At 51.3% G+C, this 24,937-nt stretch carries 25 protein-coding genes and 1 pseudogene; 12 read left to right on the plus strand and 14 right to left on the minus strand.

The window, feature by feature from the left end:
* The first annotated feature begins 91 nt into the window (after positions 1 to 91).
* The 3 genes from AABB92_RS11670 to AABB92_RS11680 are packed head-to-tail and all read left to right on the plus strand — an operon-like array spanning position 92 to position 1,770.
* Positions 92 to 529: a DMT family transporter gene (locus tag AABB92_RS11670; protein WP_046289349.1), complete on the plus strand. Its 438-nt coding sequence runs from the start codon at positions 92 to 94 to the stop codon at positions 527 to 529.
* Positions 530 to 991, plus strand: a complete 462-nt coding sequence (locus AABB92_RS11675; protein WP_031374403.1) for a DMT family transporter — start codon at positions 530 to 532, stop codon at positions 989 to 991. It begins immediately after the preceding gene.
* 26 nt (positions 992 to 1,017) lie between these two features.
* Positions 1,018 to 1,770: an SDR family NAD(P)-dependent oxidoreductase gene (locus AABB92_RS11680; protein ID WP_031374402.1), complete on the plus strand. Its 753-nt coding sequence runs from the start codon at positions 1,018 to 1,020 to the stop codon at positions 1,768 to 1,770.
* A 234-nt stretch (positions 1,771 to 2,004) separates the two neighbouring features.
* Here AABB92_RS11680 and AABB92_RS11685 read toward each other — a convergent pair whose 3' ends face one another.
* Positions 2,005 to 2,877: a LysR family transcriptional regulator gene (locus tag AABB92_RS11685; protein ID WP_031374401.1), complete on the minus strand. Its 873-nt coding sequence runs from the start codon at positions 2,875 to 2,877 to the stop codon at positions 2,005 to 2,007.
* A 286-nt stretch (positions 2,878 to 3,163) separates the two neighbouring features.
* On the opposite strand from AABB92_RS11685, the gene AABB92_RS11690 reads away from it, so the two are divergent.
* On the plus strand, positions 3,164 to 4,267 hold the full coding sequence (locus AABB92_RS11690) for an oxidoreductase (protein WP_031374400.1): 1,104 nt from the start codon (positions 3,164 to 3,166) through the stop codon (positions 4,265 to 4,267).
* 310 nt (positions 4,268 to 4,577) lie between these two features.
* Here AABB92_RS11690 and AABB92_RS11700 read toward each other — a convergent pair whose 3' ends face one another.
* A complete protein-coding gene (locus tag AABB92_RS11700) occupies positions 4,578 to 5,483 on the minus strand; it encodes a LysR family transcriptional regulator (RefSeq protein ID WP_046289311.1) in 906 nt (301 codons plus the stop codon).
* A gap of 385 nt (positions 5,484 to 5,868) precedes the next feature.
* On the opposite strand from AABB92_RS11700, the gene AABB92_RS11705 reads away from it, so the two are divergent.
* Positions 5,869 to 6,162, plus strand: a complete 294-nt coding sequence (locus AABB92_RS11705) for a DUF1330 domain-containing protein (RefSeq protein WP_031374399.1) — start codon at positions 5,869 to 5,871, stop codon at positions 6,160 to 6,162.
* A 262-nt stretch (positions 6,163 to 6,424) separates the two neighbouring features.
* Here the strand turns inward: AABB92_RS11705 and AABB92_RS11710 are convergent, their stop codons facing one another.
* From AABB92_RS11710 to hprR, 3 genes are read right to left on the minus strand one after another with little or no spacing between them, the layout of a single operon-like run.
* Positions 6,425 to 6,640, minus strand: a complete 216-nt coding sequence (locus tag AABB92_RS11710; protein ID WP_052720622.1) for an alpha/beta hydrolase — start codon at positions 6,638 to 6,640, stop codon at positions 6,425 to 6,427.
* 60 nt (positions 6,641 to 6,700) lie between these two features.
* The gene (locus tag AABB92_RS11715; protein ID WP_046289347.1) at positions 6,701 to 8,056 is read right to left on the minus strand and encodes a heavy metal sensor histidine kinase; all 1,356 of its coding nucleotides are present in this window, start codon (positions 8,054 to 8,056) and stop codon (positions 6,701 to 6,703) included.
* Complete coding sequence (hprR, locus tag AABB92_RS11720) at positions 8,049 to 8,729, minus strand: response regulator transcription factor HprR (RefSeq protein WP_031374397.1); 681 nt, start codon at positions 8,727 to 8,729, stop codon at positions 8,049 to 8,051. Before hprR ends, AABB92_RS11715 begins: the two co-directional genes overlap by 8 nt.
* 136 nt (positions 8,730 to 8,865) lie before the next feature.
* On the opposite strand from hprR, the gene uraH reads away from it, so the two are divergent.
* Positions 8,866 to 9,276, plus strand: coding sequence for a hydroxyisourate hydrolase (gene uraH, locus AABB92_RS11725; RefSeq protein ID WP_031374396.1), 411 nt, complete (start codon positions 8,866 to 8,868; stop codon positions 9,274 to 9,276).
* A 5-nt stretch (positions 9,277 to 9,281) separates the two neighbouring features.
* A complete protein-coding gene (locus AABB92_RS11730; RefSeq protein ID WP_031374395.1) occupies positions 9,282 to 9,773 on the plus strand; it encodes a GlcG/HbpS family heme-binding protein in 492 nt (163 codons plus the stop codon).
* Between the two features lie 173 nt (positions 9,774 to 9,946).
* Here AABB92_RS11730 and AABB92_RS11735 read toward each other — a convergent pair whose 3' ends face one another.
* Positions 9,947 to 10,498, minus strand: a complete 552-nt coding sequence (locus AABB92_RS11735; RefSeq protein ID WP_031374394.1) for an RNA 2'-phosphotransferase — start codon at positions 10,496 to 10,498, stop codon at positions 9,947 to 9,949.
* A gap of 653 nt (positions 10,499 to 11,151) precedes the next feature.
* Positions 11,152 to 12,027: a LysR family transcriptional regulator gene (locus AABB92_RS11740; RefSeq protein ID WP_031374393.1), complete on the minus strand. Its 876-nt coding sequence runs from the start codon at positions 12,025 to 12,027 to the stop codon at positions 11,152 to 11,154.
* 129 nt (positions 12,028 to 12,156) lie between these two features.
* Here AABB92_RS11740 and gstA point away from each other — a divergent pair, with 129 nt between their 5' ends.
* Positions 12,157 to 12,762 (plus strand): glutathione transferase GstA, encoded by a 606-nt coding sequence (gene gstA, locus AABB92_RS11745; RefSeq protein ID WP_031374392.1) that lies wholly within the window; start codon positions 12,157 to 12,159, stop codon positions 12,760 to 12,762.
* A 155-nt stretch (positions 12,763 to 12,917) separates the two neighbouring features.
* Here gstA and AABB92_RS11750 read toward each other — a convergent pair whose 3' ends face one another.
* Positions 12,918 to 13,802, minus strand: coding sequence for a LysR family transcriptional regulator (locus tag AABB92_RS11750; protein ID WP_031374391.1), 885 nt, complete (start codon positions 13,800 to 13,802; stop codon positions 12,918 to 12,920).
* A 199-nt stretch (positions 13,803 to 14,001) separates the two neighbouring features.
* On the opposite strand from AABB92_RS11750, the gene AABB92_RS11755 reads away from it, so the two are divergent.
* Positions 14,002 to 15,138, plus strand: coding sequence for an alpha/beta hydrolase (locus AABB92_RS11755; RefSeq protein ID WP_031374390.1), 1,137 nt, complete (start codon positions 14,002 to 14,004; stop codon positions 15,136 to 15,138).
* Between the two features lie 343 nt (positions 15,139 to 15,481).
* On the opposite strand, the gene AABB92_RS11760 is transcribed toward AABB92_RS11755, so the two are convergent.
* Positions 15,482 to 16,615 carry a glutathione-independent formaldehyde dehydrogenase gene (locus AABB92_RS11760; RefSeq protein WP_046289309.1) on the minus strand — a complete coding sequence of 378 codons (1,134 nt, stop codon included), beginning with the start codon at positions 16,613 to 16,615 and terminating at the stop codon, positions 15,482 to 15,484.
* Between the two features lie 178 nt (positions 16,616 to 16,793).
* On the opposite strand from AABB92_RS11760, the gene AABB92_RS11765 reads away from it, so the two are divergent.
* Positions 16,794 to 16,934: a hypothetical protein gene (locus tag AABB92_RS11765; protein ID WP_161797054.1), complete on the plus strand. Its 141-nt coding sequence runs from the start codon at positions 16,794 to 16,796 to the stop codon at positions 16,932 to 16,934.
* A gap of 139 nt (positions 16,935 to 17,073) precedes the next feature.
* Here AABB92_RS11765 and AABB92_RS11770 read toward each other — a convergent pair whose 3' ends face one another.
* A complete protein-coding gene (locus AABB92_RS11770; RefSeq protein ID WP_031374389.1) occupies positions 17,074 to 17,496 on the minus strand; it encodes a GNAT family N-acetyltransferase in 423 nt (140 codons plus the stop codon).
* Positions 17,497 to 18,011: 515 nt separating this feature from the next.
* On the opposite strand from AABB92_RS11770, the gene AABB92_RS11775 reads away from it, so the two are divergent.
* A complete protein-coding gene (locus tag AABB92_RS11775) occupies positions 18,012 to 19,055 on the plus strand; it encodes an NAD-dependent epimerase/dehydratase family protein (protein WP_031374388.1) in 1,044 nt (347 codons plus the stop codon).
* 469 nt (positions 19,056 to 19,524) lie between these two features.
* Here AABB92_RS11775 and AABB92_RS23465 read toward each other — a convergent pair.
* Both AABB92_RS23465 and AABB92_RS11780 read right to left on the minus strand, forming a co-directional pair.
* Positions 19,525 to 19,830 (minus strand): annotated as a pseudogene (locus AABB92_RS23465) (alpha/beta fold hydrolase); the annotation flags it as partial.
* Positions 19,831 to 19,907: 77 nt separating this feature from the next.
* The gene (locus AABB92_RS11780; RefSeq protein ID WP_046289308.1) at positions 19,908 to 20,828 is read right to left on the minus strand and encodes an alpha/beta fold hydrolase; all 921 of its coding nucleotides are present in this window, start codon (positions 20,826 to 20,828) and stop codon (positions 19,908 to 19,910) included.
* Between the two features lie 101 nt (positions 20,829 to 20,929).
* On the opposite strand from AABB92_RS11780, the gene AABB92_RS11785 reads away from it, so the two are divergent.
* The gene (locus AABB92_RS11785) at positions 20,930 to 21,880 is read left to right on the plus strand and encodes an AraC family transcriptional regulator (RefSeq protein WP_031374386.1); all 951 of its coding nucleotides are present in this window, start codon (positions 20,930 to 20,932) and stop codon (positions 21,878 to 21,880) included.
* Between the two features lie 458 nt (positions 21,881 to 22,338).
* On the opposite strand, the gene AABB92_RS11790 is transcribed toward AABB92_RS11785, so the two are convergent.
* Complete coding sequence (locus AABB92_RS11790; protein ID WP_046289307.1) at positions 22,339 to 23,901, minus strand: SNIPE associated domain-containing protein; 1,563 nt, start codon at positions 23,899 to 23,901, stop codon at positions 22,339 to 22,341.
* A gap of 348 nt (positions 23,902 to 24,249) precedes the next feature.
* Complete coding sequence (locus AABB92_RS11795; RefSeq protein WP_031374385.1) at positions 24,250 to 24,690, minus strand: GNAT family N-acetyltransferase; 441 nt, start codon at positions 24,688 to 24,690, stop codon at positions 24,250 to 24,252.
* Positions 24,691 to 24,937: the final 247 nt, after the last annotated feature.

Raw genomic sequence — 24,937 nt, forward strand, 5'->3', positions numbered from 1 at the left:
GAGCGTAATCTGCAAAGGTGTTTGCAGGATTATGCTCTTTTTCGCAATAGACTTCCTGACTAACATTTCCCTTCTGACGGAGAAACTGATTATGAAATGGTTAAGTCTTTTATTGGTTATCGTGGCAGGAATGGGGCTTGGAACAGAGGCGGGTATTCTGGGGCCGCTTGGTGGTGTAGTCGGTCATTACTGGGCCACGCTTTGCATATTCGGCACAGGAACGGCACTGCTTTTCTTTATTTCAATTTTTTTTGGCCGACGTCGTCCTGTATCCATTATGACTTTGCCTGGCTGGCATCTCTCGGGCGGGCTATTAGGCCCCTGCTACGTCGTCATTATGACCGTTGCTGCGCCAGTAATTGGAGTGGCAATGACGATGACAGGCATCCTTGCCGGGCAGATAGCTAAAAGTCTGCTTATCGATCACTTTGGCTGGTTTGATACCCGGCGTCGCCCGGTCAACATGAGGCGAGTCATTGCACTGTGCTTAATTGCTGGCGCGCTGGCTCTTATTGCCGGAGGAAAATGAATGTTGATGATAATGATTTTATTAAGCCTGACAGGCGGTTGCCTGCTCAGCATCCAGGCTGCCATTAACGGGAAGCTGGGGCAGGAAATAGGTGCGCTTCATGCCACATTTATTAACTTCCTGTCCGGAACCGTACTTTCAGTTTTGCTGGTGATGTTTCTTGAGCCCGCCCACACGCAGTCACTTATGGATGTGCCTAAGTGGCAACTTAGCGGAGCTTTTTTCGGGATTTTGTACATCTTATTAATGATTTTCGCGGTTCGCCAAATCGGAACCGCGGTTGCAACCGTCGGCGTTATTCTCGGCCAGCTGGGTATGAGTTTATTTATTGATACTTCAGGGTTGTTTGGTAACAGCGCTATACCACTGACCTGGAACCGCATTGCAGCACTCGTTCTGCTGATAATCGCATTGTATTTCATCTTTACCAGCAACCGTGATCAGTCACAAGCATCTGGCTGATATCTGAAATTTTTCAGGAGAGCATTATGGATTTATATCTCAAAGGTAAAAAGGCTGTCGTCACCGGGGCCAGTCAGGGACTGGGCCGCGCCATTGCACGCACACTGGCTGAAGAAGGTGTAACGGTATTTGCTACAGCACGTAACGCCTCTCTGCTGAACGAATTAAAGCAGGAGTTCATTTGCGCTGGCCTGCCTGAACCGGTTATTTTTGTTCAGGACCTGATTTCACATGAAGCACCTCACGCCATAGCCGACGCGGCACTTCAAACCATGGGTCGGGTTGATATTCTTGTTAATAATGCCGGTGCCAGCTGTCCACTGGAACCGGTGGCTCCTGACGAGGTCTGGGATGAGGCGATGAACCTCGGCTTTACCCGTCAGCGCCAGTTGACGCAGTTTCTCTTACCACACTTTATAGACAATCAGTCAGGGAGCATTCTGAATATAACGGGCACGACTGAGCCAACACAGGTCAATGCGTCTGCGGTTTCAAAAGCAGCCATCGCCGTATGGTCGAAAGGACTTTCTGAACAGATTGGGAAACACGGTATTACCATTAACTGCCTGCAGCCGGGGCTGCTTGATACTGCCCAAATCCGCAGACTTTTTCCTGGTGAGGCGCGTAAAGAATTCGCCGAGCGAGAGATTGCAATGAAAGATTTCGGCGAGGCTCAGGACGTCGCTAATATGGCGACCTTTCTCGTCTCTCCCCGTTCACGGTATATCACCGGGACCGTCGCCGTAGTTGATGGCGGCATGCGCCGCTGGTCCTTCTGACAAGCAGAAATGCCCGCTCTGGTCAGGTCCTCAGGGTCATCAGGTTAGCGGCCAGAATGCTATTCAGTTGTCTGGCGTTCTAAGCAGACCAGTGAGCAGGTAATGGTCTGCTTTTACACAGGTATACTTCAGCCAGCCACTGTCATTTTTCAGCGCTGGCTATGGCTGCAACGGCACGGTAAGCCCATGAGGCGAACACGTTACGGAAAAGCATACGGCAATGCCTGCTCAGGCTTAGCCGAGTGAAGCTTTTAGCGCATCTATAAAAACATTAACGCGCTGTGGCAGATATCGCGAGGTGGGAAGCAGTGCCCACACCGGTAGATTCTGCGCGTCAACATCCATGAAAGTCACCTCCTGTAACGTACCTTCGCTAAGTTCTTTTTTGACGTCCCATAAAGTAAGCTGCGCCAGCCCCATTCCCTGAACACAAAACTCCCGAATGCTTTCAACGTTGCCTGAACTGAACCGCCCATCCACGCTCAGGCTTGTACTCTGACCGCTGGATTGAAATGTCCACTGCAGGACATTTGTAAGCCTCAGGCAGTTATGCTCAGTCAGCTCACTGAGTGTGGCAGGAACACCGTACTGCCTGAGATAATCTGGTGAGGCGCAGACTACACGCGGATTATCCACAATTTTGCGGGCTATAAGGCTGGAATCTCGCAAGGGCGCAATTCGCACCGCGACATCAATTCCGCGTCCGACAATATCGACCACGTCTTCGCTGAACTGCAGATCGATTCGTAGGTCAGGGTTGGTTTCAAGTAGTTCAGGAATCAGTGGAAGCAGGTAGCGCCGCCCGAACCCAGACGGCGCAGTAACCCTCAGCAGGCCAGACGCGCCTTTCGAATCGGGGGAAAAAAGACCCTTTGCACCCTCTTCGGCCTCAACCAAAGCACGGGCATACGGAATAAACTCTATCCCTTCCTGGGTAAGGGATACCGAACGTGTTGTTCTCTGGAGCAGACGAGTCCCCAGTTCACGCTCTAACCCGGCAAGTCTGCGTGAAACGGCCATTGCCGAGATGTCCAGCCGTCTCGCAGCCTGGGACAGGCTGCCGGCTTCAGTGATGGTCAGAAAAAGCTGTACGTCACAGACGTTCATGATGTTTTTACACTACCCGTGAAACGTTATTATCAAGCCCTGTAGGGAGGTTGATTTATACTTTTTAAAGCATGTTTGATTGATCATCTAAGAGTGCATTGAGCTTTATGCCCGCCACATTCTCTCTGTCAGCCGGATTTCATTTAAGCACAACCCAATATGCATCAGCGGCGTACGGTGATTATATCAGTTTATGATATACCAGCTTATCAGTCCCATGCGTTTATAGCTGCATCATTAAAAGATATCTTTCCCTTACTGTTACTTATCTGATCCGGGGAAAAATATGTCTGCATCACCGCTTTTTAACAGCTTTACGCTCAAAAATATCAAACTGAATAATCGCCTGGTAGTGGCACCGATGACCCGCGTGTCGGCCTCGGAATGCGGTATCGCCAGCAATCGCATGCTTTCTTATTATGAAGACTTCGCCCGGGGTAATTTTGCTCTGATCATTACGGAAGGAATTTATATTGATAATGCCTGGTCACAGACCTATGCGTATCAGTCGGGCATTGTTTCATCCATGCAGATCGCTGCATGGCGCAAAATCACTGAGGCAGTTCATGCTCAGCAGGGAAAGGTTATCGCACAGATCCAGCATTCCGGTGCGCTTTCTCAGGATAATTTCCATACGGAGGGTACAGTTAGCGCCTCTGCTGTTGAGCCTGAAGGCACGCAACTCACTTTTTACCGTGGCAAGGGCAAGTACCCTGTTCCGCGTGAGCTTAATGACGCCGAAATTCAGCAGATTATCCATAGTTTTGCGGATGCAGCGGCGAACGCGGTCCATGACGCCGGTTTTGATGGCGTGGAAATTCATGGAGCTAACGGCTATCTGCTTGATCAGTTCTTTACCGATTACACCAATCTTCGCGAAGATAAATGGGGTGGCGATACGGCGGGGCGTCTTACATTAATCCTTGAGGTCATTAAGGCTGTGCGTACCCGACTCGGCGCTGAGTCGATTATTGGCATCCGGATTTCTCAGGGTAAGGTAAATGATTTTCATCATAAATGGGCTCACGGAGAAGACGATGCGCGTACTGTTTTTACGCTGTTAGCCCAGTCAGGCATTGATTACCTGCACCTGACTGAATATGAAGCCTGGCAGCCTGCATTTGAGAGCGGACCGCTATCACTTGTCGCGCTGGCTCATAAATATGCGCCTGATTTAACAATTATCGCCAATGGCGGCCTGCATGAACCACAGCGTGCAATAGAGGTGCTATCAGCAGGCGCTGATCTGATAGCACTGGGCCGGGGGGCGCTGGCGAACCATGACTGGCCAAACCGCGTAAAAACCGGTAGGCCGCTGGCAGAATTTGATCGTGACATCCTCGGTCCTGTAGCAGACATTAAAGATAGCGAATTACCAGCAAGCTGCTGATTGACAGCGAAAAAACTTTGGTCGATAGTCAATCCAAAACGGGGGATCGCTTGATGAAGGGGGGCTCTGTCTGGGAAACGATTCGTCTTGTGCTGGCTCAACCGCGTAGTTTCCCTATAAGTTGCATCTATTTTTAAGGTCCAGCACGAGAAGATCTGAATGTCGGAGCTAAATCTGGAGACGTCAAAAAGGGGGGCAACGTCCGCTTTTCGCTCACAGCGGACCTTATGTTCTAACTTTATGCCCGCTTTGTACCACAAGCAGGCATGGTGCGCTTCATCTTAGCTAATGTGAGAGTCACCCCAGCCAATCAGTCAAAATAAGGTTTTAAAATTTCTTCAGTCCAGTGCATAAAAGCCCTGACACGCCGGGACAGATTTCGTCGATGCGCGACGACAAAACTGGCACTGAGCGGCTCGGGACGCAGATCGGCAAGGATTTCCACCAGTGCACCGCGCTCAATATAGGGCGCGAGTGTGGAGTAACCGCCCTGGATTAAGCCCAGCCCGGCCAGCCCCGCCTCATGATAGGCCGGTACGCTGTTGACCCGCATCGCACCGGGTAACACCAGAAATTTGTAGTCGTCACCCGTCGGATATTCCCATCCATCAGGCTTCGAACCAAAGCTCCGCTGGTAATGCACCATCTGGTGTTTCTGATTGAGAAGATCGTCAATCGTCTGCGGCATCCCGAAGCGCGCCAGATAGTCCGGACTTGCTGCATTGATCATGCGTAGCTGCCCCAGAGGGCGGGCAATCAGCTGGTCATCTACGATCGGCCCCAGGCGGATGACACAATCAAATCCCTCATGGACCAAATCAACACGGCGATCGGTGCTTGAAAGCTCGATCTCCAGTTCAGGGTGGGCTTCCAGCAGCTGAGGCAGAGCCGGGATCACCACGCTTTGTGCCAGTACGGCCGGCATATCAACCCGTATCCTGCCGCGCAGTGACATCCCATCGTGAGAGAACATTGACTGCAGCTCTTCGGCTTCCGATAGCAGGTCTCGTGCGCGTGAATAAAACGCCCGCCCATCTTCGGTTAACTGCACCGTCCGCGTGGTGCGGTGCAGCAGCGTGGCACCGGTCTCCTTTTCAAGTTCACGCACCACCAGTGAGGCGCGTCCTTTCTGAATACCCAGGCTTTCAGCTGCCTGAGTAAAACTCTTCATCTCCGCCACACGGGCAAAAATAATCAGCGCCTCGAGGTTTTTCATTGTTCCCCTTAAGAGTAACAGTGCGTTATTTCTTCGGTTATTTATCACCATATTAATAGCTAATAGACTGCTTTCACACCGCGGATAACGCATAACGCGATCGGCAATGACGGAGAAATTTCTCCCTGAAAGGCTTAACCGCTTTGCGGACTGTCACTGGCTGGAGGCTGAAGCAGGGACTCAGGTTGCCCGCGTCATTCAGATAACTGTCGGTTCCGCGGGAATCAGGGCGCAGGGGCAACATAGTAAGAACCTTGTTACCCGCTATTCGGTCTGTTGATCGGTTGAAAGATTTTAAACACCTCATCCCCGTTCCGCATTGGGTTAACGCCAGTCGCGTTGCCTTACGCTGGAATTTACCACCGCTAAGAAAGGATAAAGAGAAATGAACAAAGGTTATTTAATCGCTCACGTGACCGTATCAGACCCTGTCGCATACGCTGAATATGCCAGAGCGGCTGGCGAGGCAATGCAGGCGTTTAATCCGAAGATTGTTGCCTGGTCAGGGCAGTATGAAAATCTGGAGGGAGAAGCGCATGAACGGCATGTGGTTTTTGAGTTCGACTCTTTTGCCGAGGCCAGACGTTTTTATCAAAGCCCTGCCTATCAGGCCGCCAGGTTGCTGCGTGCAGGTGCTGCACGCGGAACGTTTGTGCTGGTAGAAGGGGCCAGCCTTTAAACGCTACCTCATCTGTTTTGCGCTCGCAGTGAATCCGGATCTGACCAGCAGCCGAAGTAGCGCCCTGATGAGCCGGAAAACACCTCAGTTAATCATCTGATGAGCGACGCTACCTGACTCAAACAGCGGTAAGGTAGCGTGCAATCGGCGCCAAAGCCTGAGGTTGTCAGCTACGCAGAGCGCTTCTCTCTCCCTCTTCTGCTTTGAGTAAAGCCACGCCGGTGAAGTTTTCAAACAGCCGCTCACCGTCCGGCCATTCACCCTAGCCTGCGGCCGTATGCAGATGTCCCGCGCCGCTGAACTGTCGGGTTTCGCATCCCCATTCCACCGCCAGCGAGCGCGCCCGCGCTTCGCTGAGGTGCGCATCATTATCGCTGTGAATCAGCAGCGTACTGTACCCTAAGCGGCCCGACGGCAATGGACGCTGCTGTCGGATTAGCACAATGGCGGTTTCAGCCTCGGCGTCTGCCAGCGCCATCAGGCCATAACCGCTTCAGATCACCCCTTGCGGATACGGGCGATGCGCAGCCTGTCTCTGTCAGGAAAGCAGGCGCAGGCCAAAGATATTCTGCCCTTTGTCGTGCCGGTAGTAAGCACTGCCACCGTGTAAGGTGGCGATTGCCCGCACCAGTGACAATCCCAGCCCGCTTCCGGCGGTGTGACGGACGTTATCGCCGCGCCAGAACCGTTCGAATAATTTTTCTGGCTCCGCCAGCTGTTCACCGGCGTTCGACACCTCAATCTCAACGCAGTCAGCATGATGAAACGTATTGACCCGAATCACGCCTTTTTCAGGTGAGTAACGAATCGCGTTGATCAGCAGGTTACTCATCGCACGCTGGAACAGCATTTTATCTGCGGTGAGGCTGCCTTCGGCGTTGAGTTCAATCACCTTCTCCTGCTCTTCCGCAACCGGTTCAAGAAAGTCGATCAGCGTTTCCAGCGCATCATGCAGCAGGAAGTCCTGTTTATTGAGTCTGATATTGTGGTGGGTGGCGCGCGCCAGGAAGAGAATGTTTTCAGTCAGCCGCGACAGGCTCTCCAGTTCTTCAATGTTGCCTTCGAGCAGCGTCTGGTACTCAGCGGCTGAGCGTTGATGCCCCAGCGCGACCTGATTCTGGCCCAGTAACACATTAATCGGCGTGCGGATTTCGTGGGCCAGATCGTCAGCAAACTGCGTCAGGCGGATAAAGTCTGTCGATAAGCGCTGGCGCATAGCATTAAGCGCGTTGCCAATCGGTAGCAACTCCTGCGGGATTGCCTGAAGCGGCACCGGCTGATTTAACCGGTCACTGGCCGTTTCTGCCACCATTTTGCTTAACCGGCCGATCGCCCGTAATCCCCGGCGAATAAGCAACGGACTGACGACAGCGCACAGCAAAATGGCCGCCAGTGAAACCATAATGCTTTGCTGGCGATAACGCTCCAGCATCAGCGCTCGCTCGCGCGCAACCCGCGCCAGCGTAATGGTGACCGGACCGAGCGATGAGTTTGCCTCCAGGCTTAACGCCGCCGCTTCGGTATTGTCCGCGTTGATCCAGCGGTGCAGCTGTTTCTCACTGGGTGGGCTGTTGACCGGCGTGGGCGAGAGGTCGGGCAAGGTAATCCCGGTATGATTAATGCTGACGTTTTGCTCATGCTGGGAGCGGATGCTAAGGATGTCCTGATGGATATCGACCATCCGATTGAAGTAGAGCGGCAGCGAACTGGGATGTGCGCCATCTTCAAGCAGCTGCCTTAACTGCGCCGCCCGGTTAATCAGCGTTTGATCGTCCCGCCATACCAGTTCGCTGCGCAAGGCGTTATACAGGATCAGGCTGATGCCGCCGCAGGCCAGCGCCATGATCAGCGTAAAAATCGCCGTCAGCCGCAGCGTCAGAGAAGGGCTATACACCATCGACCGCCTTTTCTGACAGGCAATATCCCATGCCTCTTACCGTCGTAATCAGCTTTTGAGGGAAAGGATCGTCGACTTTACGACGCAGGCGGCGGATAGCGACATCGACAATGTTGGTTTCGCTGTCGAAATTGACGCCCCAGATTTCGCTGGCCAGCAGCGTGCGCGGCAAAATCTCACCGTGTCGACTGGCGAGCAGCCACAACAGCATGAACTCTTTGCGCGTCAGCGTCAGAGTGACACCGTCACGCATAACCTGAAAACGCGCGGAGTCCATCACCAGATCGCCGACCCGCAGCACGCTACTGTGCGGCTGCTGCTGCCGGAGCTGATTCCGTACCCGGGCCAGCAGCTCAGCAAAGGAAAACGGCTTGACCAGGTAATCATTTGCGCCCAGCTCCAGCCCTTTCACCCGGTCCTCTACTGAGTCTCTGGCGGTCAGGCAAATCACCGGAATATTACTGGCGGTACGCAGGGTTTTCAGTACCTGCCACCCATCCATTCCCGGCAGCATAATATCCAGGATTACCAGGCTGTAGGGATGCGACAGCCCAAGATGCAGGCCATCCCGCCCGTCTGCGGCGTAATCCACGATGTAGCCCGCTTCCTCCAGCCCCTTACGCACCCAGGCGCTGGCCTTCAGGTTATCTTCGATCAGTAATAGTTTCATCGGCGCAGTTTGCCATGAAATTTATCACCGCCCCAACGTTTCAGCGCCAGATGACAATATGGTCATCTTTCTGACAGGCAGAAGGAACCACCGTACCGGTATAACAGCAGCACGATTAACACCGGAGTATTAAAAAATGAAAAAGAGTCTCACTGCCCTGGCGCTCGCCACGCTGCTTGCCGTTCCCGCAGTCACCTTCGCTGCCAGTAAAAATCCGCTGAGCGTTCATGTGCTAAACCAGCAAACCGGGCTTCCGGCCGCAGAGGTTGAGGTGATGCTTGAACAGAAACAGGGAGAAAGCTGGAAAGTGCTGAACACCGCCAACACCAACCAGCAGGGTCGTATTGATGCCCTTTGGCCAGCAAAGCCGTTTGAAGCGGGTGACTATCGCGTGATTTTTAAAACCGGTCACTATTTTACGGCACATCAACAGCAGAGCTTCTTCCCGGAAATCCCGGTGGAATTCCATATCACCAATACCACGACCACCTATCACATTCCGTTACTGCTCAGCCAGTACGGTTATTCCACCTATCGCGGGAGCTGAAATAAATGAAACGTTTACTGCTGGCAGTGATGCTGACAACCGGACCTGCCGTGGCGCTCGCTGCTGAGCCCGCCACCGTTTATGACATGACCCAGGCGCTGAGCAATCAGCTGGCAACCGAGGCCTTGTCTGCCTGCCATAGCATGAATCGTCAGGGCGTAGTGGCGGTGGTGGATCGGGGCGGAAATCTGGTGACGCTGATGCGGGATGATAACGTGGGACCTCACAATACCCAGGCGGCCTGGCGTAAAGCGTTCACAGCGCTCTCCACCAAAACCCCCACCAGACAACTGACCATCAAGGCGCAATCATCACCGGAAAGCGCCAACCTGAACACGGTTAATGAGCTATTACTGCTGGGCGGCGGCGTACCGGTGCAATATCACGGCCAGTGGATCGGGGCTATCGGCATGGCGGGCACTGGCGGCGCAGAGTCCGACGATCAATGTGGCACCGAAGCAATTAACAAAGTGCTGGGCAACAGCAAACAACAGTAATAATCCTGCAGCGCGGCGGGTGTTATTGCTGTCAAACGCGGGGAAGAAACGCTTCCCCGCGCTGTATAAAACAGCCGCCGTCAGAATGTCTGATTTGTGCCAGAAGCGGACATAATCACTATGGCTGAACAATAATTGCTAACGGAGAAGGTGTCTAATGAACTACCGGGTGATTAACTTTTTAATGAAATAAAATTAACGGGAACTGCTTCGGTTAACCAAACCCCGTTTTCAGCCTGGAAAAATTTAAATCCATGCTGGTACATTCGCAGGGATTCAATCTCCAGCACTACTGGTTTACCGTAGCGCTGTCCGACAGCAATAGCCGTCCGGGTTTCCTGCGATAGATGCACATGGTGGCGTGAGCCTGCAATCAATCCTTGCTGAAAAATAGATTCAATGAAGCGTGTTGCAGTGCCATGGTAGAGGAGTTCTGGCGGTTCTTTTTCTCTATGCTGGAGATTTACGTCTGGTGCTGAGTGTCCCTGGGCGGCACGTATACGCTGGCCATCGTCGGAGAGGGTAAACCGTTTCTTATCACTGCTATTCACTATTGTCTGAAGCAGTGCCAGGTCAAGTATGCGGCCTTCTTTCGCTGCGCCGGTAATCAAAGAGTTAATGTCTGCCCAGCCTTCTGCGTCGAGTTGCAATCCGATAGTGTGAGGCTCATGTCGCAAGATATAACTCAGGAACTTGCTTGTTTCGTTAAGTTGCTTGTTATTCATGATTAGCCTGCATGATTTTTAAGATTTAATTATAGCCTTTTTACTAGCCGGGAGCGGCTGTGCAAGTCTAAGTGAACGGAGCACGACTAACATTCGTTTTCACCAGAGCTGCCCCTGTTACCCCCTTTCTGCACTCACTTTACCTCACTTTTGCACCCATCGTGATGACTTACGGTCTACCTGCTCAGTACGTAATAACGCACCTCATACGAGATCGTATTGTGCTATTTCACTCGTATCAATTACTTTTCCAAATTGTATGGCGAATGCTTTAGCCGACAGCTTTTATTGTCTGGGGTAATGTCTGCTCTTCGCTCTTAGCGGACATTGGTTTTTACATTCTCTGCTTCGAGCGCTCGGTCGCGCTGCTGGTCTTTAATTGCTGTCGCAATGCCATTGATGCCACTCTTTACGGCGGCTCTTTTACAAAGCTCCCCGATAAAAGTGAGTAAATTCAGGCGCGCTGCCGCATGGCGGTTTTTTTATGCCTGTCTCCGGGCATCAGGTATAACGACCATTCTGCCAGACGTTCAAAGGCAGATGCTGCGTACATTTGATATTGCACTATTAAAAGGCAACATTTATTGAACGCTACAATCAACTCCGTATCCGGTTAACTTTCTGGCGCAGTGCAAGGGGATACTGTGAGCAACTTATGCGCCTTTCCGTATTCCTTTAAGCAGTGCCTGTGTCGCACCCGAAGACTTTCCGGATGGCGAACAAACCAGCCCGAACTCACGGTGTATCGGCGGTGTCAGCGGTACTACGCACAGGTTGCGCAATTCGCCAGACAGGGCTGATTCAGGTACAAGAGCGACCCCCATGCCCTCCGCGACCAGCTTACAGGCGCTGATCCAGTCGCGTACCGTCACGCGGATGTCAGATAGCTGCAAACCCGCCTTTTCCATCAGGCTTTTTCCATTAACTGCACATCCACCTGTGGCCAGAATAAAAGGCTGATCTGCCAGCGCCGCAAGCGTTATGCCATCAGTCCTGGCATGACGAGCCAGCAGGTTACTGGCCTGCATTACCGCTACCCAGGCATCCTGTCCTAATACACTATCTGCACGCCCCCGGTCAGGGTTCATTACCACCCCCAGCTCCACCATGTCTGCTGCAAGCCACGCCTCAACCTCCTCGTCCGAGCCTTCCAGAACGATCACGTCAATACCGGGATGCTGGCGCTTAAAGTCACGCAGCAGTCCGGGCAACAAGGTGGAAGTCACTGATGGAAAACTGGCCAGGCGAATGCGCCCGCCAGTTAACCCGCGGCTCTGGTCAGCCAGCACGCGGATGGCATTCAGCCCCGACAGCATGTTTCTCGCCTGTTCGATAACCTGCTCACCCAGCGCGGTGACACCGATATTTCGGCGTTCACGCGTAAAGACCGGAAAGCCAAGTGAAGCCTCCAGCTGGGCGATAGCCTGGCTGGCACCGGACTGCGTCATCCCTGTCTCCTCTGCGGCACGCGAGATGTTGCGGGCATCCGCCACGGCAACCAGTAAGCGCCAGTGTAGTAGATTCATCATGATTATCAGTAGCCCAGCTAATAGTTGATCATTGAAGCATTAATTTTACAGTGCAGACAGCGTCAAATACAGTGAGTTCAGCACCGCGCAGGATGTTGCGCGACGGTTTTCAATTTAAGCGGAGATAAAATGAAACTCTATTACGCCCCGAATACCTGTTCGTTATCACCACACATCGTGCTGCGCGAACTGGAGCTTGAGTTTGAACTGGTTAAAGTAGACAACAAAAATAAGCTCACCGCTGACGGTCGTGACTTCCGCACCATTAACCCTAAAGGTTATGTGGCTGCACTTGAACTGGATGATGGGCAGATACTCACTGAAGGTCCGGCCATTGTGCAGTACCTCGCTGACAGTAAACCGGAAAAGGGTCTGGCTCCGCCAGCGAACAGTTGGGCTCGGGTGCGCCTGCAGGAATGGCTTAACTTTATCACCAGTGAGATACATGCTGGATCGGCACCGTTGTTCAATTCCACGCTGCCCGAAAATGTCAGAGCGATTTTTCGTGAGAAGCTATTCCGGCAGTTCGATTTCCTGCAGGTGACTCTCAACGAAAAAACTTATCTGACCGGGCCAACTTTCAGCGTTGCTGATGCCTATCTTTTCACGGTGCTGGGCTGGAGTCAGTTTTTCTCGATCGAGCTGCATCGCTGGCCTGCGTTGTCGGCATACCGGGATATGATCAGCGCCCGTCCGGCAGTACAGGCCGCATTACTTGCTGAATCGCCACAGTAAGGCTATCAATCGCTTATTACCGGACACGACGTCTGATGGCTGCAAAGCGTTTTGATTAAATCGACAGTGCCCCCATGACCGTCCGCTTTGTGTCAGAAGCGGACGTTATTCCGATAACAAAGAGCCGAACAACGACGAATATAATTAGCTAAACATCAGATTTTTAGTATATCAATGACGACTCTCAGTGCCGGCGACACATTGCGGTGAGGATAATACAGGAATGAACCTTCCAGGCGCTGGCTGTAACGTGGCAACGCCCTGATAAGATTGCCTTGCTCTAAATCATCAGCGACCAGTTCCTCCGGGACATAAGCCAGCCCCAGCCCCAGTCTGGCTGCTTTTGCTTCCATGTAGCTGTCGGAAAAGGCCCACTGACCTTGCGGTCGGTGCGTTATTTTTTTACCGTCCTGAAGGAGTTCCCACTGATAAAGGCTTCCATCGGCAAACTGGTAGGCGATACAAGGATGAATCACTAAGTCAGCCGGTGTTTGTGGAAAGCCATAGCGACGAAAATGCTCGGGCGTACCTACAACAACCATCTCCATGTCAGGTGTAATACGCACCGCGACCATACCCTGTCCTACCTCCGGCCCCAGCCGCACGCCAGCATCAAATCGCTCAGCGATAATATCGACGAACCGGCTTTCACTGATGAGTTCAAGCCTGATATCAGGATAACGTTGCTTAAATAGCGCCAGCTTCGGTAAAAGAATTTTATCAATGGCATGCTGGCTGGCATTGATGCGTACCGTACCGGACGGGGTATTGCGGTAATACGCCAGCGTGGCAAGCCCCGTATCTAAAGCATCAAATCCAGATTCTGCTGTCTGATACAGTTGCTCACCTGCCTGTGTTAACGACAGCCTGCGCGTAGTGCGAACCAGAAGCTGTATACCCAGCCTTTCTTCAAGTTCACGGACAGAACGACTAACGCCTGATTGTGCAAGTCCAAGACGTTGTGCAGCTGCAGTGAAACTGCCCTCCCGCACCACCTGCATAAACAAGTAGAGCTCATTATAGTTTTCCCGTTTCGCCATCTGCGCGTCCTCAGAATATCTGGCCGCAAAGGAAGACTGATGCAGCCCTTCATTTATAACAATATGCTATTAATCTTAGCAATTTTCCCCCTCTAATCAGCACTATTTTTGCTACCTATAATGAGCGCATTGCATCAAAGCACAGCAGTACTGTCCGTATGAAACCTGTACCTCAATTTTCATTTTCAGGGGAATTTAAATGAATGTTTCCACCAGAAAGCTGACAGCCGCGCTACCCGCCATGCTGCTATGCGCATCACTAAGTGGGGTTACAACAATGAGTTATGCTGATACATCTAATCCGAACTCGCCTGTTTCAATGGTAGAAAAATGGGATAAAACCTTTGCAGAGAGCGATAAGGTTGATCATCGCAAGGTGGCTTTCCAGAACCGTTACGGGATCACATTAGTAGGGGATCTTTACATCCCCAAAAATCGGGGCGAACGTAAACTGGCTGCGATTGCATTAAGTGGTCCTTTCGGTGCGGTCAAAGAGCAATCAAGCGGCCTGTATGCACAGACCCTGGCCGAACAGGGATTTGTTACGCTGGCATTCGATCCTTCTTACACGGGTGAAAGTGGCGGCTATCCGCGTAATGTCGCCTCTCCGGATATCAATACCGAGGACTTTAGCGCGGCGGTTGATTTCCTTGGACTACAAAAAGAAGTGGATCGCCATCGTATTGGATTACTCGGTATTTGCGGCTGGGGAGGCATGGCACTTAATGCGGCGGCGATGGATACACGCGTAAAAGCAGTTGCGACCAGCGTGATGTACGACATGAGCCGGGCGATGGGACATGGCGTTGGAGATGGCAAAGACCGTTATTCAACCGCCGATCGCCGTGCCGTATTACAGTACCTGAACGAGCAGCGCTGGAAAGATGCTGAAAGCGGAACGATCGCCCGCGGTAGTCACGATATTAATGTGGATAAGAATGGCAGCGTAAGCGCTTCTGAGCGAATTCTGCCGGAAACATTACCCGCGAATCCACACCCGGTGCTGAAAGAGTTCTTTGATTATTACAGAATGCCGCGCGGCTTCCATGAGCGTTCTGTTAACTCTAATGGCGCATGGAATGCAACGATGCCCTTGTCATTTATGAACATGCCGCTGCTTAGCTACGCAAATGAAATCAACATTCCTGTGTTGATTGTTACAGGTGAAAAGGCGCACTCACGCTATTTTGCAGAAGATGCCTATAAAGCGGTTGGCAGCACTGAGAAAGAGCTTGTGATCGTCCCCGGCGCAAACCATGTGGACTTATATGACAACGCTGCCGGTAAGATCCCTTTTGCCCGGTTTGAACAGTTTTTCAAAACCAGCTTAAGATAAAAATGCGGCTCAGAATCGTTTAAAAGCCACCTGTAATACGCAGGTGGCTTTGATTCTGGATCTATCCCGACCTGATGTTACATAGAAATATTATAATATCGCACTTCATTCTCACCCACTCTAATCGTTATTACATGAATAGCATTTATTCCGTTGATGCCTTAAGAAGATCGGGCGCTACTCACAGGGCCAGATAATATTCATAATGCGTCATTAAACATCACAATAGATACGGGGGCGAGCCTGGCGGCAGAAGATAAATATTATAACAGGATACGCAATGGTATCCCGTCGACATTTCTACATTGTTCAGATTCTATTTTTTCCTACCGATCAGCGTCAGCTAAGGCTTAAGGATAACCTTGGTCCATCCCTCATCGCGATCGTCAAAGTGCTTATATCCCTCAGGCGCCTCAGCAAGCGAAAGACGGTGTGAGATTATGTCGCCCGGGCTGGCTTTACCCTGATGAATTAAACGGGCTAACTGACGATTATAGGCTTTGACGTTCGCCTGGCCGGTGCGGATTGACTGTCCTTTAAACCAGAAACTGCCGAAATCAAACGGCATCTTACCTTCTTTGGCAAGGTCTGATGCAGCTCCCGGATCCTGCGGGATAAACACGCCAACCACACCAATTCCCCCGGTTGCTTTGGTTGATGCAACGAGGCTGTTCATGGTGACTGAATTGTCTTCATGGCCATGTTTGTTACAGCACTGATAGCCCACACATTCACAGCCACAGTCAGTGCCGCGTCCGTCAGTTAAGTCGAGAATTCTCTGCACGGCTTCATCGCCGGTCGCATTGATGCCCGTCGCCCCCATTTTCTCTGCCAGCGCTAAACGGTCCTGGTGTGTATCCACCACAAATACCTGTGAAGCGCCTTTTATCATGGCTGAGTGTGCGGCCATCAGACCCACCGGCCCCGCGCCGTAAATGGCTACGCTTTCACCAGGCTTTAATCCGGCGAGTTCTGTCGCATGCCAGCCGGTAGGGAAAATGTCAGAGAGCATCACATAATCATCTTCTTTTTCTACTGCGTCAGGCGGAAGCACCAGGCAGTTAAAGTCTGCAAAGGGGACCCGAAGCAGTTCAGCCTGACCGCCTTCCCAGGCGCCCATTTCAGCAAAACCATAGGCCGCGCCCGCAGTACCGGGATTAGTGGTGAGGCAAAAACCGGTCAGACCTTTTTCACAATTCTCGCAAAAACCGCATCCGACATTAAATGGCAGACAGACATAGTCACCGACCTTAACCCGCTCCACTCCTGAGCCAATTTCTACCACCTCACCCAGGTTTTCGTGCCCCAAAATACGTCCCTGCTCAAAGCTGGTCCGACCCTCGTACATGTGTAAATCCGATCCACAAATATTGGTGGTGGTAATGCGGACAAGCACATCGGTAGGGCGAACAATTTTTGCATCCGGCACGTCTTTAACTTTTACATCATAGGGACCGTTGTAAATAACTGCTTTCATGATCTTCTCCTGCTTGCGGCCGGAAAGGTGTGGCTGCCGGACCGGGTAAGTGTCAACTAAGCTTAGCTGCCATGATTGATAACGCGATCGACAGCACGGCAATCGGGAGGTTTCTTATCGGATACGTTGAGGAATGCTGGCCGGGGATGAAAGTCAAAGGCAGCCGGGAAAGATCAGGATGATGCCGCATCAAGCCGGGCGGCAGCAGCCGGTAGCGTTGCGGGAATATTTGCGTGAAACAGTTATCAATTCTCGGCAACAATCTCAGACACAGCCTGAAGGTAAAGACCCGATTTATCAAAGAGATGAATTGTCTTAAACCCGGCCAGTTTTTGCCTGATTCACTGCCAGAACCTTCTCAGAAAGGCACTTCCCGGTAGATACAGCGGTCGCTAAAACCCTGGACTCGCTTAGCCTGGCATCCTGGATATGGGTGTCTGTGTCCCTTTCTCTCTGCGCTACGTTAAGGCCGGAATAAAAAATATCGCTTCCGGGTCCCCGTCATCGAGATTGTCGACCTGACCGCTGGCGATAAATCCGGCGTTCAACAGCAGACGTTGCATTGGCAGGTTAGAACGATTGGTGGAGGTGAACAGCTTCGGGTGCTGGCAGCGGGACCTCAACGCTGCAATCAACGCCAGACCGATCCCCCTGCGGCGGTAATGTTCCCCTACCATCAGCATTTCAATAAAGCCGCAGCCGAAGAAATGATAGTTCAGCACGCCATATCCCATCGCTATCCCCTGCTGTTCGGCAATATAACAGACAGACTGGGCACACCAGCTGCGGATTTTCGCCGCACGTTTTGGCTGGTGCTGGGCAACAGAGTCGATAGTAATCAGGGATATAGCATCGTTTTCAGTGGCCAGGCGAACACGCATATCCAGTCTCCCTCTCTTTAATTGGTTGCAGTGCAGCCTTAATAAAACGGCAATCCCGAACAGATTTTTAATTTCATACGGGATTTTACAATCCCATAAGATGGTTCGTTAACCCTATTCATCCCACAGAGGCAGGGTTCATTTTCTGAAAGTTATCGTTACCCGGATATTGGGCCACCCTATCTCCACCTCATAAACCCATCATATTTGCCAAATTTAGTTATATGCAGGGTGACAGCATGTTCGCTTCACGCTCGTTGCTGCCGGATGAAGCTGTTGCAACTGCTTTTTCACAGCGACCTGTATTGGCGCTTTGGGCAAACATCTGCGGCGGGTTAAAAAACTCTGTGCGGTGCACGGGGGACGCTTCGCCTGCCGATCGTCGTTTGACTCATTATGTTATATCGATCACTTTTTAATAACGGCGTACAGCAACGGCTCGGTTTGCTGTCAGTGGTAATACCTTCTGTATGTTGCCGCTAAAACGGGTTATATGAAACAAAACGGAGAAACGTATGAATGATAAGCACGTATTGCTGGTCGGTGCTGCCGGCGTAGTGGGCTTTGCCGCTCATGATTCCTTCCAAAACGCGGGCTGGCAAATCACTACCCTTGGGCGTTCGCCGCACAGCCCTCACCCTTCTCCTCATATCAGCGCTGACCTGACCTCTTCCGAAAATCTTAATCAACACCGGGAAGCGTTTGAAACGGTGACGCACATTTTTTATGCGGCATTGCGCCAGGATCCCAATCCAGGCGTGGAGGCGGATATCAATGCGCTGATGTTTGAAAATCTGATCGGCGCGGTACGCTCGTCAGGCAATTCGCTGAAACATATTATCTTTATTCAGGGCGGAAAGGTTTATGGTGCCCATCTGGGCGTTTACCGCACCCCGGCGCGGGAAGAGGACAGTCGTCATTTTCCGCCGAACCTCTATTTCCGGCATGAGGACTATGCGAGAAAGATTGGCGATGAAGGCATCGGCTGGACTGCACTGCGCCCGGATATTGTCATCGGTCACTCATTCGGATCGCCGATGAACCTGGGAAATTTAATCGGCGTGTACGGTACAATCTGCCGCGAAACGGCAACCGCCCTGCATTTTCCCGGCCCGGATGACGCTTATCACAATACCCTGGTGAACATCACTGACAGCCGCATCCTCGGTGAAAGCGCTGTCTGGGCTGCCGAAAATGCCAGATTCGGCGCGTTCAATATCACCAATGGCGACGTGTTTCGCTGGTGTCACGTCTGGCCGAAACTGGCTGACTGGTTTGGCGTTCCGGTTGGCGAGGCGCAGCCTGTTTCGCTTAGCGAACGTCTCAGCGCGCTTAAGCCTCTCTGGTCATCCATCGCCGACAAGGCGCAACTGCAGGAGCACGACATCGACAAACTGGCGTTAGGTGGATTTGGTGACTTTATCTTCCATGTTAAGAAAGATGCCATCTTTGACGTCACCAAAGCGCGTCAGGCAGGGTTTGACGCCATGATCAAGCGCTCTGATGAGGTGTTGATTGAACATCTGGACGCGATGCGAAGCAGCAAACTTATTCCCTGATTTCTCATGCAGCCTGTCGTCTGGCAGGCTGCCGGCCTGCTCTCCAGGCCCGTTTCTAAACGGCGGAAGATTACACCAACCCATGGTTCCGGAAGCCAGGCGCACCGGGATGCGGTCCACCTGGCCGCTTCGCCGGATAAGTGTTCGCTCTGTGCCGGAAGCGGACACGAATGTTTGCCTTAATCGATGTGAACTGCTTTCACGCCAGCGCCGAAAGGTATTCCGGCGTGATTTGAGAAATGCGTCGGTGGCCATGCTGTCGAATGACGATTTGAGGGAGTAAAACGCTTAGTCAAAGATGGAAATAATGAGTCTGAATCCGCGGATTACTCACTGAGTTTTCTTATCTGCATTGTTGATTGGCGTATCCTGGTTGACCCAATCTATCATCTACGGAGCCCAGCGTTCGCCCTCAAATAAAATAAGGCCGTTGCGCTTTCGATCTTCGTTAATTCCCTTTGCGTCAGCTTCACCTGGGTTGCAGTGATATTCTCTGCCAGACTGGTAGCAGAGGGGGAGTCCATGTTAAATAGGGATTTACCGTGCTCACCAATAAATGCATCAAGGTAAACCAGGGATCTGATTTGTCGGGAATGGCATCCGCCACCGCCGTGATAATGAGTCCTCCATACGAATGAGCAACCAGTACGAGGTCACCTAATCCTTCAAAAGCAATAACGTTAAGCACACCCCTTATAGGAGTGGATCTATTTATGGCGGGTGAAGCCAGATGTGAGCGCTCCCCCGATCCTGTTAAAGTGGGTGTGAATACGTCATGCCCTGTTGCGCGCTAAATTCGGGCGACGCGTGAATAGCCTCAGCCACGGTGCAGTAATACAAATGTTGTGCTTATCACTGAGCGTCTCCATTTACCGCTGCAGACGTCATGAACGCTGACAAATCGCGATTAAAGCGTGGCGCTTCTTCCAGAAATGGAGCATGTCCGGAGTTTGCATAAAGTTTCGTCTGGACGTGGTCATTAAGTTCGCGTGCGCGGGCGATGCTCGGTTGTACCTTCACAAGTTGATCCTTGCCGCCATAAATCATCAAAACGGGAACTCTCGCCTTAGGCAAACCTTCAGCAGCAGCGACGGTCATTGATGGCGTTGTGCGTGTCATAACCCAGGAAGCCATAGCGGCACTGGAAAGCAATAACTCACGGGTCACAGCGTCAGGCTGAGTATGGAAACATAAACTCAGGAAAGCCCTCTCGGCTTCAAGATGCGTACGGACGTCGTCAGAGGCCAGACCTGCATAGACCTCCGGATGCGGTGTAATCAGTGCTGCGTTCAGCTCAATCACTCCATCCACGTACATGACACCACTGATACCTGCGTCGCCATAAGCTGCGAGATAGTTTGACATGACAACGCCACCCAGTGACCAGCCAACCAGTACCGGATGACGGGCTCCCGTTAATTTGAGGACGGCAGCCAAATCGTCAGCATAGTGACGTCCATTCCTGTAAGCCTCGGCATCTTCTGGTTTACCTGACATCCCGTGCCCACGCAGATCATAAGTGATCATTCGGTAGTTTTGCAGTTCAGGGCTATTGACCTGTTTTTCCCAGTTGAGACGACTGCCTAATAATCCGTGAATAAAAATAATGGCAGGCCCGGTTGGATTACCCGATTCCTGCACGGCGATTTTTACGCCATCGGGCGCGGTGACCGTATAGTGTTTTTCACTGGCGCTGGCCAGTGAAGATAGCGTTGTCAGCAGTAGAATTAGTAAGGCAGTTCCCCACGTCCTGAATCGGTAAGGTTTGTTCATTTATTCACTCCGTTAAGTTAAAAACGAAGTGTAGGACGCCGGTATTGGACATACTATGATATGTTGTCCATATAATTTGATTAATCGTCCAAAAAAGATAAATGGCAACTTCTCAGAATGGTCGCTCAAGTGAATTAATCAGCCAGTTACTCCATGACATGCACCTTAAGGGCGTGCAGTTCAGCAAAATAAATGTCCCTGAGTCTAAAGGAATAGGTTTTACCAACGTCACCGGAAGAGGACAGTTCCATTTTGTAGGCTACGGCCCTGTCTGGTTGAGCAGCCCGGGGGGCGAAACCTATAAGCTAGACACCGGTGATGCTGTTCTGCTCCCTCATGGAGGGCCACATGCCGTGTTTGAATCCTCTGACATTGCCAGGTGCAAGGTGCTGTATTTTGATCCGGCAAACAAACCCGACAAAGATGCTTTAGTCGCAGAGGATGCAAAACCGGTGATGTTCAGCTGCTGTATGGATTTCGATCTTGGTGGGATGCAGCCCCTGATGTCTGCGATGCCAGAGCTTTTGCTGGTCAGTATGCTGCCGGAAAAGTCCCCTGAGCTCCAGCCAATGCTTGATGCCATGGAACGCGAAACAATGAGCGAACAGGCCGGGAGTGCCGGAATACTTGCACGGCTGGCTGAGGTTGTAGCGGCTCTTATCGTTCGCGGATGGGTGGCTGGCGGGTGTGACGACGCAACGGGATGGGTAGGAGCCATGAACGATCCCCGACTCAGCCGTGCTATTTTTATGATGCACAAAAATCCGGGAAAAAACTGGACTACCGCTGAACTTGCTAAGGAGGCTGGCCAGTCACGCTCAGGTTTCAGTCAGCATTTTCTGGCAGCAACGGGCACTTCACCGCTTAGATATCTTACTGACCTCAGAATGCGCTTAGCCATGCATTGCCTCCGTCGTGAACATACACCCGTTGAGGTCGTGGCTGCCAACATGGGGTATGGCTCACTGGCGGCTTTCAGCCGCGCCTTCAAACGCACCACGGGAGTATCACCTGGCGCAGTCAGAGGTTCTTTTTCCAGGGACAATAGTTGAGTTCACGATAAGAGAATAACGCGCGTACTAAGGCATCGGAGCAGCGTTTCGGTCGTCCGCCTGCGCCGGATTACGAACAAAAGAAAGAGGTCTTGCTGCGGCTTAGTGAAAGGAAAAGAATCCGTTCGAACGCCCGCGAATTCAACCCTACACGGCAGACCATTCTCAGAGTAAACGCGGCAATGGAAGGCGCTGATACTCGCTCGTGAGCTACTGTTACAGTGCACGTCCGCTTTGTGCCAGCAGCGGACGTTGCAGATACCAGCCAGTTAGCTATTAAGTTCTAACTCGCTGAACCGAGTGTTTTCAGTGAGGGCTTCTAAAAGCCATAAAAAGTACGCCGGAGGAATTCTAAAAATTAATGGCTTGTTTTACCAGAATGCTTACAGGCCTTTCCTCTTCGTTACTAGCTAAACGAAAAAAAACTGCCTTTTAGGCAGTCTTTTTCGTACCGGGTATTAAATAGCTTCTGCAAAGCGTGGCTGTTTCTTCTCGACTTCAACCGGCATCTCAAGAGCGTCAGCCTTTTGTTTCCGCATTGCCACCGTCTCATGATAGTGCTGTGCGGTCGCCGTCTCAATGAAGTCTACATCATCACCCGCCACATCAAATACGGCTGCTTTAATATCTTCCAGACTCACGTTAAAGAATTCTTTGCGTCTGTTGATGAGGTTAGTGCGATTTTCAGCGAAATGCTGGTGCAGGGCATATTCCATTGCCGGTGCATCTTCACTGTGGATCATGGCATGGATATCAAATAGGAACGGCACCGATGCACTACCCAGCTCGTCAACGCGGTCTTGAGGGTCAAGGCGGCGTGTCATGCCAATTTTAAAGACATTCTCACCAAAAGAGCCGATGTTAGATATAACGTAAACGTGGCCCCGCTTGGTCTGTTGCGCCATGCTCAGGGCTTTTAGTCCTTTCAACTCGGCTTCGGTCAGCGCCTCTTGAAGGGAATCGATCTTCTCCTGATACTTTTCGGCCTGAGCGGCGGTCATTTTCGCCAGTTTTTCATTCATTTCTTTCCGAGCTTTATCCAGGGCTTTCTGGGCGCGGCGTTCTTCTTCTTCAGCCTCACGAATAGCACGGTCGATCTCTGCCTGGGCTTTGCGTTCCTCGGCCATCTGGACGCGGATTTCGCGTTGTTCTTCTTTTTCTTCCTGCTTTTTGGCCCGATATTCATAGGTTAAACGCAGTTCGGTCAGCTTTAGATCCAAGAAGGCATGATTAATGTGGATCTGGTTTACTTCATTGAGCTTGTTCAATACTTCAAAAGCTTTGTAGATGCGCGATTCCATGGTGTTGATATTTTTAAAAGTGACGTTGGCAATGGCCGCATCACATTCACCGTTAAAGGCGCGGGCAGTCATGTTTATGCCTCGCGTGGTCATTTTATTCCCTTCGGCCTTTGAACCACTTACCGTCCATTCTGTGGTGCAATAAATGGCCCCAAAAGTGGTCTTGTTGCGAAGCAAATCTTTCTGCTGCTGCCGATTGCTACGGATAGATATCTGGAACAATTCAGACGTATCGAAATCAAAATGCGGCGCGTAGAAGCCCATTTCTGCAAAATCCATATCTTCTTTGTAGATAGAAAGCGCAGACTCCAGCTCGTCATACGTGATTTTCTTACTGGCGTAAGAAGCGCGCAGGGTTTGGATCTGTTCTTCAATTTCGACTTTTTTTGCGAGCTGCAGGGCAACGGTTTGCTGAGTCTCATTACTCAGTTTTTCGGCAGCCGTGCGGGCATCTTCTAAGACCGCATTGGCTAAGTCAGTAATAAACTTCGCGTCAGTTTCGCTTACTGAAATGGTGGTGGCTGCTTCCGTCTTTGCTTGAGTCACGATGCGCGCCGCTTCATCTTCAGCATCAATAATGACGGCATAACGCGCCAGCTGTGCTGCCTTATCGATAGAATCCGCCCTTGCTGTTTTCAATTTCTTCGCGGTAACAAGTAGGGCGGCTAAAATGCCCACAAAAGCTATAGCCCCTGCGATGGAGTAATACATAATATTCATTGAGGATAACCTTGGTGAGTGCTTTTACCGGCGCACCCGACTACTGCGGGTGAATATGGCTCAAGCATTTTCTCAGCAATTGTATTAGTGACATTCCGAAGATTTTGTTATTTCTGACAATCATCACCAGTTGGTGGCGAGCCTTCAGTGTAATGAGAAAAATCCTATGGCGGAAGTCATTATGCTCGAATGATGACCTGGTCACCGTTAATTAACCCATATCAATGTCAATAATGCCTTCAGCAGTGGTTAGAGCTACTGCGTACTTCCGCTTCTCGCTCATAGCGGCCCTTCCAGAGCGCAGATCTGCTGCGTGCAAAAGCGGAACTCGATGAGAGATGAAGAAGGTCAACTATCACGTTGCTTTTCTAACCGGATAAAAGTGCCATCCAAATTTGCTTTATTACCCCAGCCGAGTTGCATGTAAAATTTTGCCGCACGGCTGTTTTCTTCGGTTTCCAGCCAGGCAATTTCGTGATGTCTGAATAACTCCTGTTCCGCAAGCATAGTGAGTCTGCGACCTATACCTCTGCTTTCGTATTCAGGAAGAACAAAAAGACCATAAAGACAGCCTTTATCCGTTAAAATCATTGAAAAACCAATAATTTCGTCGTTATCACAGGCAACCCATGCACAGTGGTCGTTTTTGACCATATCGCCCACGACGCTTTCGGTGATCCCCATTCTTCGCATTTCTTCGCGGCTCAGATGATTCTCCGTAACAGATGTTCGGACTGAGAAAATTCCATCAACACCAGAAAATTGTGCTTGCCTTATCTTGATACTCATAAGACTTACTCCATGTATGACAAAGATAAATTCTGATGATAATGCAGTCATATCCTCTAAGGAGCCACAGAACCGTCAATGAGATGACGGCTATTTATGTTCCGCTCCTCGCTCAAAACGCATGTTAACCAGATTCAGCAGTTAACCCGCCCCTTTGCCATCAGACTCAGCCAGCAGGCCCGGAACGCTTTGCGGTCCGGGGATGTTAAGCTGTTCGATTGAGGTGTCCCGACCTATTAAAATGTCA

It is taken from the genome of Pantoea brenneri (assembly GCF_038594305.1).
GTDB classification, from domain to species: domain Bacteria; phylum Pseudomonadota; class Gammaproteobacteria; order Enterobacterales; family Enterobacteriaceae; genus Pantoea; species Pantoea brenneri.

Excerpts from the sequence above, each read along its gene's own strand:
- AABB92_RS11700 (WP_046289311.1), bottom strand. The coding sequence starts at position 5,483 with ATGAAAAACCTCGAGGCGCTGATTATTTTTGCCCGTGTGGCGGAGATG.
- AABB92_RS11750 (WP_031374391.1), bottom strand. The coding sequence starts at position 13,802 with ATGGCGAAACGGGAAAACTATAATGAGCTCTACTTGTTTATGCAGGTG.
- AABB92_RS11755 (WP_031374390.1), top strand. The coding sequence starts at position 14,002 with ATGAATGTTTCCACCAGAAAGCTGACAGCCGCGCTACCCGCCATGCTG.
- AABB92_RS11670 (WP_046289349.1), top strand. The coding sequence starts at position 92 with ATGAAATGGTTAAGTCTTTTATTGGTTATCGTGGCAGGAATGGGGCTT.
- gstA (WP_031374392.1), top strand. The coding sequence starts at position 12,157 with ATGAAACTCTATTACGCCCCGAATACCTGTTCGTTATCACCACACATC.
- AABB92_RS11710 (WP_052720622.1), bottom strand. The coding sequence starts at position 6,640 with ATGGCGCTGGCAGACGCCGAGGCTGAAACCGCCATTGTGCTAATCCGA.
- AABB92_RS11730 (WP_031374395.1), top strand. The coding sequence starts at position 9,282 with ATGAAACGTTTACTGCTGGCAGTGATGCTGACAACCGGACCTGCCGTG.
- AABB92_RS11790 (WP_046289307.1), bottom strand. The coding sequence starts at position 23,901 with ATGAATATTATGTATTACTCCATCGCAGGGGCTATAGCTTTTGTGGGC.
- AABB92_RS11780 (WP_046289308.1), bottom strand. The coding sequence starts at position 20,828 with ATGAACAAACCTTACCGATTCAGGACGTGGGGAACTGCCTTACTAATT.
- AABB92_RS11770 (WP_031374389.1), bottom strand. The coding sequence starts at position 17,496 with ATGCGTGTTCGCCTGGCCACTGAAAACGATGCTATATCCCTGATTACT.
- AABB92_RS11675 (WP_031374403.1), top strand. The coding sequence starts at position 530 with ATGTTGATGATAATGATTTTATTAAGCCTGACAGGCGGTTGCCTGCTC.
- AABB92_RS11690 (WP_031374400.1), top strand. The coding sequence starts at position 3,164 with ATGTCTGCATCACCGCTTTTTAACAGCTTTACGCTCAAAAATATCAAA.
- uraH (WP_031374396.1), top strand. The coding sequence starts at position 8,866 with ATGAAAAAGAGTCTCACTGCCCTGGCGCTCGCCACGCTGCTTGCCGTT.
- AABB92_RS11775 (WP_031374388.1), top strand. The coding sequence starts at position 18,012 with ATGAATGATAAGCACGTATTGCTGGTCGGTGCTGCCGGCGTAGTGGGC.
- AABB92_RS11685 (WP_031374401.1), bottom strand. The coding sequence starts at position 2,877 with ATGAACGTCTGTGACGTACAGCTTTTTCTGACCATCACTGAAGCCGGC.
- hprR (WP_031374397.1), bottom strand. The coding sequence starts at position 8,729 with ATGAAACTATTACTGATCGAAGATAACCTGAAGGCCAGCGCCTGGGTG.
- AABB92_RS11785 (WP_031374386.1), top strand. The coding sequence starts at position 20,930 with ATGGCAACTTCTCAGAATGGTCGCTCAAGTGAATTAATCAGCCAGTTA.
- AABB92_RS11705 (WP_031374399.1), top strand. The coding sequence starts at position 5,869 with ATGAACAAAGGTTATTTAATCGCTCACGTGACCGTATCAGACCCTGTC.
- AABB92_RS11760 (WP_046289309.1), bottom strand. The coding sequence starts at position 16,615 with ATGAAAGCAGTTATTTACAACGGTCCCTATGATGTAAAAGTTAAAGAC.
- AABB92_RS11735 (WP_031374394.1), bottom strand. The coding sequence starts at position 10,498 with ATGAATAACAAGCAACTTAACGAAACAAGCAAGTTCCTGAGTTATATC.
- AABB92_RS11795 (WP_031374385.1), bottom strand. The coding sequence starts at position 24,690 with ATGAGTATCAAGATAAGGCAAGCACAATTTTCTGGTGTTGATGGAATT.
- AABB92_RS11740 (WP_031374393.1), bottom strand. The coding sequence starts at position 12,027 with ATGATGAATCTACTACACTGGCGCTTACTGGTTGCCGTGGCGGATGCC.
- AABB92_RS11765 (WP_161797054.1), top strand. The coding sequence starts at position 16,794 with ATGATGCCGCATCAAGCCGGGCGGCAGCAGCCGGTAGCGTTGCGGGAA.
- AABB92_RS11680 (WP_031374402.1), top strand. The coding sequence starts at position 1,018 with ATGGATTTATATCTCAAAGGTAAAAAGGCTGTCGTCACCGGGGCCAGT.